Genomic DNA, 12,539 nt, shown 5'->3' with positions numbered 1-12,539 from the left:
CGACGCTTTTCCGCTCTCGGCCTTCCGGCGTGAGGGGTCGTGTCGGGGTGTCCGATCGCCGCGGCAACATGCCATGACCGAATATCCCAGAGCGGCGATCGGACACCCCGTCGCGGCACCGCCCACCCACACACCCAGGGGCGCGAGGCTGTGACATTGTGCGGCTCCGCCGCGTGGGCGCGACCAGCCCCCACCGAACCCGCAGACACACGTACAAGAACACAACCCGCCGCCCAAAACCCCCGTCTTTGAGAGAGGATCCACGCAGAGGGAAGGGGCGACCTTGGGCAGTGCGACGGCTGAGACCGACGAGTGGACCGACGACACCCCCAGGTCAGGCCCCGGCGGCCCAAGAGCCGCCACCTGGTTCGCCGGCCTCCTGCTCACCACCGTGAGCGTCATCGTCGGCTGCCGAATCGCCGACACCGACGCCATCACCCCCGTCCCCCAACTACTCGCCTTCCTCCCCTGGCTACTGGCCCCCACCGCCGTCGCCCTCCTCTTCGCCGCGCTAACCCGCTGGCGCACCGGCCTGGCCTGGAGCGTGGCCGCCCTCGCCGCGATCGCCTGGCACATGGAGCCGTACGGAAAGACCACGGAAGCCACCGGCACCCCGGTCACCGAACTCCGCGTACTCACCTCGAACGTCGAGTTCGGCCAGGCCACGGACGAGCTCATCGAGGCCGTCACAGAGCAGCGCCCCGACCTCGTCTTCGTCCAGGAGTGCACGTACACCTGCGACGACAAGCTGAAGCAGGCCTTCGGGGCGGACGGGAAGAACCCGTACCCCTACCGGCAGGCGGTCGAGGGCGCGGGCTCGGACGGTTCCGTCATCCTCAGCCGCCACCCGCTCAAGCCGACGGCCGGCATCCCGGCCACCATGGGCATGCCCGGCGCCACGGCCGAGGTGGCGGGCCTGGAGGTCCGCCTCCAACTGGCCCACCCCATGCCCCCGCTCCCGGCCCACCTCGGCACCTGGCGCAGGGAACTCACCGCCCTGCGCGACTACGCCGCCGCGAACAGAACGGCCCCCACCATCGTGGCCGGCGACTTCAACGCCACCCAGGACCACGCGGCCTTCCGCCGCATCCTGGACACGGGGCTCAGAGACAGCGCCCGCCTCACCGGCGACACCCGCACCCCGACCTGGCCCTCCCGGACGTCCCCGATCCTCGGCACCCAGATCGACCACGTCCTCGTGTCCCGGGACTTCTCGGCCAACAGGACCCGCTTCCTGGACCTGGAGAACACGGACCACAGGACCCTCGTCGTGGACCTGACCCTCCACAAGAGCCCGTAGGACAAAGGCAGGGGGCGCCTCCCCGAAGGAAGGCGCCCCCTGCCCACATACAAGGACAAACGCAAGTACGACCGCGGCTCAGACGCCGATGTCGCATCCGTCCTTGCGCCACACCGCGACGACGGACGGGCGGACCATCTTCCCGGGGCCGTCGGGCCACGCGCTCGCCGGCTTCTCGACGGTCGCGCCGTCGATCTCGCCCGGGTGCTGCACCGCCACGACGACGCGGCGGTCCTGGACGATCGGGCCGCAGGTCTCGGCGCCCTTCGGCATGGTCAGGAACTGCTTCAGCTCACCGCGCCGGTCCCCCTTGGTCGCGACGCCGAACAGGCCGTCGTGGTAACCGAGTTGGGCACCATCGGTGGAGATCCACAGGTTGCCGTACGGGTCGAAGGCCACGTTGTCGGGGCAGGAGATCGGGCTGACCTTGTCCTTCGGGAAGCCCGCGAAGTACGTGGCCGGGTCGGCCGGGTCACCCGCGACGAGGAACAGCGACCAGGCGAAGGTCTTGGCGTCGGCACGGTTCCAGCGCTCGGTGAGTTCGAGGACGTGCCCGTGCTTGTTGGCGTTGCGCGGGTTGGCCTCGTCGGCCTTGGCGTTCGTACCGACACCGCGGTTGGAGTTGTTCGTGAGGGCGACGTACACCTTGCCGGAGTGCGGCGAGGGCTGGACGTCCTCGGGGCGGTCCATCTTCGTGGCGCCGACCTTGTCACCGGCGAGCCGCGTGAAGACGAAGACCTCGTCCGCCGTCATACCCTCGACGTGCGAGACGGCACCCTTCGCGGTGGCGGTGGCCAGCGGAATCCACGTACCACCGCCGTCGAACTCACCGTCCGACGGCAGCTTGCCCGTGCCGTCGATCTCGGTCGCCGGGGAGTCACCGGTGAACTTGGCGACGTACAGCGTGCCCTCGTCGAGGAGGGTCATGTTGTGCTCGCGGGCGGACCGGCTGTGGCCGTGCCGCATCCGCTTGCTGCCGACGAACTTGTACAGGTAGTCGAAGCGCTCGTCGTCGCCGGTGTAGGCGACCGGGCGGCCGTCGTCCGTGAGGCGGATGGTCGCGCCCTCGTGCTTGAAGCGGCCGAGCGCGGTGCGCTTGCGGGGCGTCGAGGTGGGGTCGTACGGGTCCAGCTCGACGATGTAGCCGAAGCGGTGCACCTCGTTCGGCTCCTGGGCGACGTCGAAGCGCTTGTCGAAACGCTCCCACTTGCGCTCGGTGGCGCCGGTGCCGATGCCGTACCGCTTGTCGGTCGCGCGGCTGCTGTTGGCGAAGTACTGGTTGAAGTTCTCCTCGCCGTGCAGCGTCGTGCCCCAGGGGGTCTCGCCGCCGGCGCAGTTGTTGAGCGTGCCGAGCGCCTTCGTGCCGGTCGGGTCGACGGAGGTCTTGAGCAGATCGGACCCGGCGGCCGGACCCGTGATCCTGAACTCGCTCGTCGCGGTGACGCGGCGGTTGAGGTGGTGGCGGGGTACGGGGGTGAGCTTGCCGCTCTTCCGGTCCTCCTCCACCACGACGACGGAGAAGCCGTGCGCCGCCCAGGCGATCTCGGCCTGCTCGCGGGTCGGGTTGGCGGCGTCGTATCCCTTGAACATCAGGATCTCGTCGGTGTACTCGTGGTTCGCCACGAGCACCTGCCGGCCGCGCTCGCCCGGCAGCGGGAGCAGGGCGAGGAAGTCGCAGTTGTAGCCGAACTGGCCCGCCTGCGCCTTCGCGGTCTGCTTGTCCGGGTCGAAGGCGGGGGCGCCGCGCAGGATGGGCTCGCCCCAGCGGATGACCACGTTCTGGTTGTAGCCCTCGGGGACGGTCACGGCGTCGGCCGTGTTGGGCGCGACCGGCGTGAAGCGCAGACCGCGGGCGGCCTTGCCCTTCGTGTACGCCGCCGGGGCCGCGGCCGGAGCGGCGTCGGCGCTCTGGGCGGCGGCCGGGGCCGCGCCCGCACCGACGACGGCGCTTCCGGCGGCGGTGGAGACCGTCACCACGGCGGCGGCGCGCATCATGGAACGACGGCTGAGCGCCCCGGCGATGACGTCGCCGACGTATTCGTTGGCGCTGGTGTTGGGCACCTCGTGGAAGCAGGCGTCACCACAGCGGTACCGGCAGGTCATCGCGGATCGTCCGCCCGGGTGTGAGCCGGTCGAGCCGATCAGAGGCAGCAGGTTGCGCACGTTCCCTCCCCTATGTCTGTGTCGAGCGTGACGCTAGGGGCACGCGAGTGCGAGGGCGCAGCCATGAGGTGAACGAGAGGTGAACCCCCGGCGTCCGCAGGGGAGTCCAGGCAAAGGGAAGGTAAGGGATACCTAAGTTCAGGACCGAAACCGACCCTGCCGAAGATCGTCAAATCCTGCGGCTAACCTTACGTGTCCGTCCTGGCCAGGGATTGACGGAACCAACTCATGCGAAGGGTTGCGCACATGGGCATTCTCAACCTCCTGCGGAACGCGTTTGGAAAGTCACGCAAGGGGGACGCCACCGCGGTGGCTGAGCCGAGCGTGCCGTCTGCCCGGCAGGAGACGGCTCCCGAGCCCACGCCTGTGCCCGCGGCAGCCGAGCCGAAGGTTTCGGTACCGGCGCCGGCGGCTCCCGCCACCGAACCCAAGACATCGGAGTCGTCCAAGGCGTCCAAGGGCTCCGTGGTGGACGAGCTGGTTTCGGCGGCGTTCGACAACGTGACGGTCCCGAAGCAGATGCCTTTGGCGACGACGCCGAAGGCCGCGGCCGCGGCCCCGGCCGAGCCCGTTACCGTGTCCGCCACCGACAAGACCCCGGAGCCGGAGACAGCACCCGAGCCCGAACCGGTTGCCGCCACCGCAACTCCGGAGCCTGAGCCGGAGCCTGTCGCGGAGGTCACGCCCGAGCCGGAGCCTGTCGCGGAGGTCACGCCCGAGCCGGAGCCGGTCGTCGAGATCGCCCCCGAGCCGGAGACGATTGCAGAGCCCGAGCCCGTCGCCGAGACCAAGCCGGAGCCCGTGGTGGAGCCGGAACCGGTCATCGAGCCCGAGCCCGAACCGGTCGCCGAGGCCGCCCCCGAACCGGCGCCCGAGCCCGTGGTGGAAGCCGAGCCGGTTGTCGAGTCCGAACCGGTCGCCGAGGTCGCCCCCGAGTCGGCGCCCGAGCCCGTGGTGGAAGCCGAGCCGGTTGTCGAGCCCGAGCCCGAGCCCGTCGCGGAGGCCGCCCGCGAGCCCGAAGCCGAGGCCGAGGCCGAGGTCGCGCCGGAGCCGAAGTCCGTGGTCGAGGAGACCCCGGCGGCGAAGGCGGAAGCCGAAGTTGAGGCGGAGGCGGAGGCGGAGGCGGAGGCGGAGCCGATCGCCGCCGCGACCGTCGAGCCCGAGCCCGCCACCGCGCAGGCCGAACCCGAGCCCGCCGCCGCGAACGCCGAGCCCATCACCGCACAGCCCGAACCCGTCGCCGCGCAAGCGAACGAGCCCGCGGTCGCCGACGGTGACGAGGCCCCACAGGGGCCACCCGCAGTCGACGACGAGAGCGTCACGGGTGGTGCGGGTGGGAACAACGACGGGGCCGAAGGCGAAGCCGAGGCCGACAAGCCCGCTCCCGCCCCAGCCCTCGCCAACGTCGAATCCCACGCCCCCGGCCTACTCACCGCCTACAACGCCGCCGCCGACGCCCTCACCAAACACAACCTCACCACCGCCGGAGGCAACGGCACCCGCGCCAAGGTCTACCTCGTCCTGGACCGCTCCGCCTCGATGCGCCCGTACTACAAGGACGGCTCCGCCCAGGCCCTCGGCGAGCAGTCCCTCGCCCTCGCCGCCCACCTCGACCCGGAGGCGACCGTGCACGTCGTCTTCTTCTCCACCGAACTGGACGGCACCGGCGAGCTCACCCTCACCGAGCACGAGAACAAGATCGACGAACTCCACGGCACCCTCGGCCGCATGGGCCGTACGAGCTACCACGCGGCCGTGGAAGAAGTGATCGCCCACTACGAGAAGTCCGGCACCACCGACCCCGCCCTGGTGATCTTCCAGACGGACGGCGCCCCGGACGCCAAGACCCCCGCCACCCAGGCCCTGACGGACGCGGCGAAGAACCACCCCGCCCTCTTCTTCTCCTTCGTCGCCTTCGGTGAGCCGGACAACAAGGCCTTCGACTACCTCCGCAAGCTGAAGACGGAGAACACGGCCTTCTTCCCCGCGGGCCCGACCCCGCGCGAACTCACCGACGCGGAGGTCTACGAGGGCGTACTGGCGAACTGGCGCCCGTAAACCCCGCAGAGACCACCCGAGGCCGCCCGCTGCTCACCCCGTAAAACGGGGAGCGGGCGGCCCACCCATGTCGGCTACGATTTCAAGGTTCGTAGACGGTCGAAGGTCGAAGTACGAAGAAACGAAACCGTCACCCCACGTACCGACTCGGGAGCAGCCCGCAATGGCTCGACACCTCATCACCAGCGCCCTTCCGTACATCAACGGGATCAAGCACCTGGGCAACATGGTGGGGTCCATGCTCCCGGCGGACGTGTACTCCCGGTACCTCCGCCAGCGCGGCCACGACGTCCTGTACATCTGCGCGACGGACGAGCACGGCACGCCCGCCGAACTGGCGGCGAAGGAACAGGGCATCCCGGTCGACGAGTTCTGTGCCCAGGCGCACGACGCGCAGAAGGCCGTGTACGACGGCTTCCAGCTGGCCTTCGACTACTTCGGCCGCAGTTCCAGCCCGCAGAACCGCGACATCACGCAGGAGATCGCCCGCGAACTGAAGGCGAACGGGTTCATCGAGGAGCGGGCGATCCGCCAGGTGTACTCGGTCGCGGACGGCCGTTTCCTCCCGGACCGCTACATCATCGGCACCTGCCCGCACTGCGGTTACGACAAGGCCCGCGGCGACCAGTGCGAGAACTGCACGCGCGTCCTGGACCCCACGGACCTGATCGAGCCGCGCTCCGCCATCAGCGGCAGCAGCGACCTGGAGATCCGCGAGACCAAGCACCTCTTCCTCCTCCAGTCGGCGCTCGCCGGCGAGGTCGAGTCGTGGGTCGACGAGCGCGCCGACAACTGGCCGGTGCTCGCCTCCTCCATCGCCCGCAAGTGGCTGACGGAGGGCCTGCACGACCGCGCGATCACCCGCGACCTGGACTGGGGCGTCCCGGTCCCGGCCGACACGTGGCCGGAGCTGGCCGCCGACGGCAAGGTCTTCTACGTCTGGTTCGACGCCCCGATCGAGTACATCGGGTCGACGAAGGAGTGGGCGGACAAGGACCCGGAGAACCGTGACTGGCGCTCCTGGTGGTGGGAGTCGGAGGGCGACGTCCACTACACGCAGTTCATGGGCAAGGACAACGTGCCCTTCCACAGCGTGATGTTCCCGGCGACCCTGCTGGGCACCCGCGCGCCGTGGAAGAAGGTCGACGTCATCAAGGCCTTCAACTGGCTGAACTACTACGGCGGCAAGTTCTCCACCTCGCAGCGGCGCGGCGTCTTCACGCACGACGCGCTGGAGATCCTGCCCGCCGACTTCTGGCGCTACTTCATGATGGCGAACGCCCCCGAGTCGGACGACTCCTCCTTCACCTGGGAGCACTTCACCGCCACGGTGAACAAGGACCTCGCCGACACCCTCGGCAACTTCGTCAACCGCGTCCTGTCCTTCTCCCGCAAGCGCTTCGGCGACGACGTCCCGGCGGGCGGCGAGCCCGGCGAGGCGGAGGCGAAGCTGGGCGCGGAGATCGCCCGCCTGCTCGCGGAGTACGAGGAGCAGATGGAGGCCATCCAGTTCCGCAAGGCGGCGGCCGCGCTGCGCGCCCTGTGGTCGGCCGGCAACTCCTACCTGGAGGAGAAGGCCCCCTGGCTGGAGATCAAGACCAACCCCGAGGGCGCGGCCCTGACCCTCCGTACGGCGATGAACCTGATCCACCTCTACTCGGTGGTCTCGGAGCCCTTCATCCCGGCCTCGGCGAAGGCCATGCGCTCGGCCTTCACCCTGCCCGACGACACGGCGGTCTGGGTGACCGCCGACGAGGCCAGGTCACTGGACTCGGTCCCCGTGGGCACGCCCTTCACGGTCCCCCCGGTCCTCTTCGCCAAGATCACGGACGAGGACCTGGAGGCGTACAAGGAGCGCTTCGGCGGCGCACCGGAGTAACGGCCGCGCCCCCGTAAGCCCTACGAACTCGGCCGTGTCGAAGTCAGCACGCCGATCTTGTCGATGCGGTGTTCGGGGTTGCCCCTGTCGTCGCGCCAGTAGTTCCCGGCCGCGTTGTCCTCGGGCGTCGCGCAGGTGGAGAGGGTGATCATGGCCCGGCTGGGACGCTGACCCGGGAACCCCGGAACGGCCGCCCGCTGTTCGGCGAGCGAACGCTCCGAGCGGAAGGACGTCTCCCTGGTCCCGGTGATCTCGTACGTGTAGACCGTGCCGCCCGCCGCGACGCGGACCGAGTCACCGGCGTCGAGGGAGGGAAGCTCGCGCAGGGGCCCGCCCGCGGAGAGGCGGTGGGCCGTGACGAGGTAGTTGCCGACCTCGCCGGGCCCGACACCACCACGGCTGCCGTACGGGCTGGCGCCGACGCCGCGGTTCTGGATCCGGGTGCCCGGCCAGTCGTCGGTCGTCCCCTCGTACGGGACAACGCGCAGGTCCCTGAGCCCGATCTCCGGGATGGTGAGCAAGGCGGTCTCGACCCGGGGGCTGGTCTCACGGGGAGTCGGCTCCGCGGCGGAGGGCGCGGCGGGAGCCGACGGGGATGCCGTGGCCGACGCATCCGAGGCGGCCGGGGAGGTATCTCGCTGAGGCCCGGCGGGGGCGGTCACCGGCTCGCTCTCGGTGGAACAGCCGAGGAGCAGGACGACGACGGCGCCCGTGAGCGCGACGGAACGTGCTCGGGACCGGGACCGGGACCGGGACAGGGACTGCGTGGTCATGGGCATGGGCATGGACCTGGCGCTCGGTATCGCTGGCCGGAGGTTGTCTGAGGGAACAGAACCACTCCCCACTGTGCGGTATCGAGTCGGCCACAGGCGAGCAGCTTCCAAGGAATCTGAATCTGACCGACGAACTCACAGCAGTCCGTGATCGCGGCACCATTGCTCGGCGTCATGGCCCTGCGCGGCGAAGGTCTGCCGCCACTGGCGGTCGGCGGTGATGGCCGCCGGGACCGTCGGGTGGATCGTGAAGACCTTGACGAGGCCGGTGATGCGGAAGAGCCGGATGATCCTGTCGGATGTGATCACCAGGTTCAGGGAACCTTCGCGCGCCAGCAGCCGCTTGAGGCTGCCCACGAGAGTCCCCAGGCCGGTCGAGTCCAGGAACTCCACGCCGCGCAGGTCCACGATGAGGTGCAGGGTCCCCTTGCCGATCAGCTCGATCACTTTCTCGCGCAGTTTGGGGGCGGTGTACACGTCGATCTCGCCCGCGGCACGGAGGACGGTGCAGCCGTCCCCCGCACCCACGGATTCCACATGGAAATGCTGCACTTCGACCTCCGTTTGCCGTCTGTCATTCTGTGCATTGACAGAGAAATCCTTGGCATTACGCTAGGGCGCTCGACAAGCAATGTCAATGCTGATATTGCTATGTCATCGTGGGGAATGACATGAGGAGCGGCATGCGAGTCGAGGAAGCCATCGGACGGCAGATCGCACGCCTCCGGGAGGCGCGGCGGATGTCACTCGCCGAACTGGGCGACGCGGTGGGCCGGTACCTGGCCAAGCCCTGGAGCCGTCAGGCCGTCCACCAGGCCGAACGGGGTGGCCGCGCCTTCACGGCGACCGAGCTCACGGCCATCGCCCTGGCCCTGGACACCTCGGTGCCGGCCCTGTTCCTCACGGACGAGGAACGCATCGAGATGCCCGGGAGGGAGATCTCGTCCGAGGAGTACAGGGGCGTACTCCTGCACGCGGACAAGGACACGCCCCTGGACGGCATCGAGGAACTCATCGTGGCCCTGCACGACATCGGCGAGGTGTTGTCCAGGCCGACACTGGTCCGCATGGCGAAAATCGGAAGGGTGGCGGAGCAGGGCGCGACCGCTCCCCGGGAACGCCACCTGCCGTGAGGCAGCGTTCCGCCGCGGCTTTCCTGTATCAGCCGAAAACCTGCACCCAGGAACCGTCGGCGTACGCCGGGTCGATATTGCCCGAGTCGTATCCCATTCCGGTCCTGGTGTAGTTGCAGTTGAGGATGTTCGCGCGGTGCCCGGCGCTGTTCATCCACCCGTACGTCCCGTTGTTGACCACGCCGTTCGGGTCATCGCGGAATCCCATCGCGATGTTCTCACCGACGCCGCCCTTATATCCGGCAGCCTTGGCCCGGTCGGTGGGGCTCTGTCCGGTGGCCGAGGTGTGCGAGAAGTTGCCGGTCCGCACCATTTCGACCGCGTAGTCATGGGCGGCCTGTTGCAGGTTCGGGTCGACCACCAGTGCCGCGCAGCCCTTTTCCGCCCGTTGCGTGTTTATGTTGTCGAATGCCCGCTTCTCCATCGACGAGAGCGCCGCCGATTCGGCCGCCGACGCCATGGGGGTCGATATCACCCCTGAAGTCACCAAGCCCGCGGAAACCGCCAATAACGATACCCGAACCAACCAGGACTGATTCCGGAAAGTGGCCATTCATAACCCCTTACTGAGGCGTCTCAGAAATTCCCTCTGCGCCGAGCCAGTAGAGAATAAGGCACATTCCTGAGTTCACGGATCGAGAGCGGCATCAGAGACTTTCCAAAGGCTGCCCTTGACGACCGTCGCCGTCAGGGGCTGGGTGATTCGCCATCGAACAATGCGGTCGCCTCGGTCACCTGGACCGCTCGCTGCGCCCAGACTTCGAGCTGGTCCATGTCGGTGCAGGCTTCCACCCGCTCACGGACCGAGTCCGGCACCTGGATACCGCGCCACCGCAGGATGTTCAGGGTCATTTCGGCACGGTCTTCGAGCCGGCCCTCCTCACGCCCCTCTTCTCGGCCTTCTTCGCGCACCTTCTCCGCGACCTCGTGCCGGAAGAAGTAGTTGATCGCCGTCATCAGGTCCCTCCAGATCTGCTTCGCCTGGGGATCGACCAGGCACGACTCGGTGAACTGCGCGAAGACCGCCGCGGTGTCGGGGTCGAGGGTTTGCAGTGCGGCGGCCAGGGTCTCCAGTATGGCGGCGGCCTGCGGGCCCCTGCCATGTGTCATCGCCGAGAAGGCGGCGAGCGGCACGTCCCGTACAGCCTCGTGTTCGTCCATGATCAGCGGCACATTGTCCGGGCCGAGGACCAGCGGCCGTACGGTGAGCGAGTTCCAGACGGGCAGTCCCAGCCGGATGGGCTGTGCCGCCCAGCGAGCGGTGGACCTGCTCTGCGTCAACACGATCAGGATCGGCTCACATCCGTACCTCGCATACAAGTAGGAGAGGTAGTACGCCCAACTCCCCCGCTTGGCCTCGTCTTTCTTGCCTTGCGCCTCGACGACCAGGAGATACGTCCCCTCGTCCGTCTCCACCCGCAACAGCGTGTCCACGCGCCGCTCGATCGGCTCGATCTCCGTGAGATCCGCGTTCAGGATCGCGATGTCGCGGGGCTCGGGGAACGGGATGTGCAGTACGCGTTGAAGGGTTCGTGTAAGCAGCGCGGGGTCCTTCTGGAAGATCCGGTGCAGTGCCTCGTGCGACGAGCTGACCACCAGCTCTCCTTTCTGTCCGACCATGTCCGATGCGATCAACGCGCTATGCGGCACATAGGTCACACCCCGGCCCGCGTCCTCCAGGGCATGTGAGTGGGGCCCGGGACTTGGCGTCCCGGGCCCCACTCACATGTTCAGGAACAACAGGCGGTTCAGGACGAGGTCAGGACCCCGGCGCCCGTCGAGTTCAGCAGCTCCGTCGGCAGGCTCTTCGACGATGTCTGGAGGCCCGCCGTGAGGGTCGGCTTCCAGTTCACCGTCGTCTTCAGCTTCTTCGACGAGTTCGCGGAGTTGTACGCGGCCACGATGTCCGTCGCCGCGCCGTTGACGAGGTTGCCGCTGCCGGCGACCGAGCCCGTGCCGTCGCCGCTCAGGAGCTTGGCGACCTTCGCGCCGGACGTCAGCGTCCAGGTGTTGTGCTCGGCGACGACCTGGGCCTTGGCGCGGGAGTCGAGGCTGTACTTGGCCTCGTAGCCGTTGAGGGAGGTCGTGTCGTAGTGGTTGTTGTAGAGGTGGATCTGGCCGATGCGGGCCAGCGGGGCGCGCTGGGTGATGCCCTTCCACACGTTGTGGTGGATGGAGACGCGGAGCTTGCCGACGCTGTCGGTGTCGCTGCTGCCGATCAGCATCGTCTTGTCGTGGTTGGTGAACTGGTTCCGCTCGACGGTCACCAGGTCCGAGCCGTTGGTGATGTCGAGGGCGCCGTCGTGGACCTGGTACTTGCGGCCGAAGTACGTCTTCTCGGCCTTGTCGAAGAACGGCGCGTCACTGAACGTGTTGTGGTCCGCCCAGACATGGGAAGCCCCGCGCAGCGTGACCGAGTCGTAGGCCGAGTTCCACTCGCCCGACGAGCCGTCCGTCGGGTCCCACTGCGGGAAGCAGTCCTCGGTGGCGGTGAGGGAGAGGTTGCGGACGATGACGTTGTCCACGTCCTGCACCAGCAGACTGCCGCCCTTGATCCCGGCGTTGGTGCCCGGAACACCCACGAGCGTGGTGTTCGACGGGACCCGTAAAACGATGTTCTTCTTCTGCTTGGCCTGGGCGGCGGCGCGCGCCTTCTCCTGCGTGCCCGAGGGCGCCTTCTTGCCGTACGTCGCCGGGTCGTACGCCTTCAGGTACGCGTCCAGCGAATAACCCGTGCCGGAGGCGTAGTCCGCGCAGGTCAGCTTCTTGCCCGCGTCGTCCGTGTTGGCGTCGATCGTGCCCTTGACCTTGATGATCTTCGGCGTGGTGCCGGTGGCGGAGCCCAGCGCCTTAACCAGCTGGGCCCGGGTGGAGACCGTGAGGACATTCGCCGAGGAGGCCTTCGAGCCACCTGTCGTACCGGCGCCGGAAGCCGCCCAGCCGTCCTTGGCGGGCAGCGCCTGGTGGGCCAGGTCGACGGGGTTGGCGTTCGCGTTCATCACGAAGGGGACAGCGCCGAGACCCGCGGCCGCCACGGCGGCGGCGGAGAGGAGAGCGGTCCGCCGCGTACGGAGGGACCGACGGTGCGAGGGGGATGCCACGAATGAGTTCCTTACATGGTTCTTGTGGGGCACGTGCAAGGTGTGAAGCTCCCGTGAACGAGGCTTCTGACTCATGTGTGGTCGCGGCGATCGGATTGGTTGCCAGGTTGTCGCCAGGTTTCTTCGGCCGAC

The 12,539-nt window shown here is 68.5% G+C and carries 9 protein-coding genes and 1 pseudogene; 4 read left to right on the top strand and 6 right to left on the bottom strand.

Features of this window, described 5'->3' with window-relative positions; translation table 11 throughout:
- Positions 1-283: 283 nt before the first annotated feature.
- Positions 284-1,300 carry an endonuclease/exonuclease/phosphatase family protein gene (locus AB0I18_RS33835; protein ID WP_363109484.1) on the top strand — a complete coding sequence of 339 codons (1,017 nt, stop codon included), beginning with the start codon at positions 284-286 and terminating at the stop codon, positions 1,298-1,300.
- Between the two features lie 78 nt (positions 1,301-1,378).
- Here AB0I18_RS33835 and AB0I18_RS33830 read toward each other — a convergent pair whose 3' ends face one another.
- Positions 1,379-3,463: a PhoX family protein gene (locus AB0I18_RS33830; protein WP_363109483.1), complete on the bottom strand. Its 2,085-nt coding sequence runs from the start codon at positions 3,461-3,463 to the stop codon at positions 1,379-1,381.
- A 246-nt stretch (positions 3,464-3,709) separates the two neighbouring features.
- Between AB0I18_RS33830 and AB0I18_RS33825 the strand changes: the two genes are divergently transcribed.
- Positions 3,710-5,521: a VWA domain-containing protein gene (locus tag AB0I18_RS33825; RefSeq protein WP_363109482.1), complete on the top strand. Its 1,812-nt coding sequence runs from the start codon at positions 3,710-3,712 to the stop codon at positions 5,519-5,521.
- Between the two features lie 163 nt (positions 5,522-5,684).
- A complete protein-coding gene (gene metG, locus AB0I18_RS33820) occupies positions 5,685-7,400 on the top strand; it encodes a methionine--tRNA ligase (protein WP_363109481.1) in 1,716 nt (571 codons plus the stop codon).
- A 20-nt stretch (positions 7,401-7,420) separates the two neighbouring features.
- Here the strand turns inward: metG and AB0I18_RS33815 are convergent, their stop codons facing one another.
- Both AB0I18_RS33815 and AB0I18_RS33810 read right to left on the bottom strand, forming a co-directional pair.
- Positions 7,421-8,173 (bottom strand): class E sortase, encoded by a 753-nt coding sequence (locus tag AB0I18_RS33815; protein ID WP_363109480.1) that lies wholly within the window; start codon positions 8,171-8,173, stop codon positions 7,421-7,423.
- Positions 8,174-8,386: 213 nt separating this feature from the next.
- Positions 8,387-8,710, bottom strand: a pseudogene (locus AB0I18_RS33810) (anti-sigma factor antagonist); the annotation flags it as partial.
- A 146-nt stretch (positions 8,711-8,856) separates the two neighbouring features.
- Here AB0I18_RS33810 and AB0I18_RS33805 point away from each other — a divergent pair.
- A complete protein-coding gene (locus AB0I18_RS33805; protein WP_363109479.1) occupies positions 8,857-9,306 on the top strand; it encodes a helix-turn-helix transcriptional regulator in 450 nt (149 codons plus the stop codon).
- A gap of 28 nt (positions 9,307-9,334) precedes the next feature.
- Here AB0I18_RS33805 and AB0I18_RS33800 read toward each other — a convergent pair whose 3' ends face one another.
- The 3 genes from AB0I18_RS33800 to AB0I18_RS33790 all read right to left on the bottom strand — a co-directional run bounded on the left by AB0I18_RS33800 (position 9,335) and on the right by AB0I18_RS33790 (position 12,407).
- Positions 9,335-9,859: a CAP domain-containing protein gene (locus AB0I18_RS33800; protein ID WP_363109478.1), complete on the bottom strand. Its 525-nt coding sequence runs from the start codon at positions 9,857-9,859 to the stop codon at positions 9,335-9,337.
- Positions 9,860-9,993: 134 nt separating this feature from the next.
- A complete protein-coding gene (locus tag AB0I18_RS33795) occupies positions 9,994-10,902 on the bottom strand; it encodes a hypothetical protein (protein ID WP_363109477.1) in 909 nt (302 codons plus the stop codon).
- Positions 10,903-11,054: 152 nt separating this feature from the next.
- Entirely contained in the window at positions 11,055-12,407 is a 1,353-nt protein-coding gene (locus AB0I18_RS33790) for a pectate lyase (protein WP_363109476.1), read from the bottom strand.
- Between the last annotated feature and the right edge of the window lie 132 nt (positions 12,408-12,539).

The sequence above is a fragment of the Streptomyces sp. NPDC050704 genome, from assembly GCF_040654355.1.
Taxonomy (GTDB): Bacteria; Actinomycetota; Actinomycetes; order Streptomycetales; family Streptomycetaceae; genus Streptomyces.
This window is presented reverse-complemented; position numbering and strand designations above follow the sequence as displayed.

What these genes read in the sequence shown, in the direction of transcription:
- metG (WP_363109481.1), top strand. Translation starts at nt 5,685, where the DNA reads ATGGCTCGACACCTCATCACCAGCGCCCTTCCGTACATCAACGGGATC.
- AB0I18_RS33815 (WP_363109480.1), bottom strand. Translation starts at nt 8,173, where the DNA reads ATGACCACGCAGTCCCTGTCCCGGTCCCGGTCCCGGTCCCGAGCACGT.
- AB0I18_RS33825 (WP_363109482.1), top strand. Translation starts at nt 3,710, where the DNA reads ATGGGCATTCTCAACCTCCTGCGGAACGCGTTTGGAAAGTCACGCAAG.
- AB0I18_RS33805 (WP_363109479.1), top strand. Translation starts at nt 8,857, where the DNA reads ATGCGAGTCGAGGAAGCCATCGGACGGCAGATCGCACGCCTCCGGGAG.
- AB0I18_RS33800 (WP_363109478.1), bottom strand. Translation starts at nt 9,859, where the DNA reads ATGGCCACTTTCCGGAATCAGTCCTGGTTGGTTCGGGTATCGTTATTG.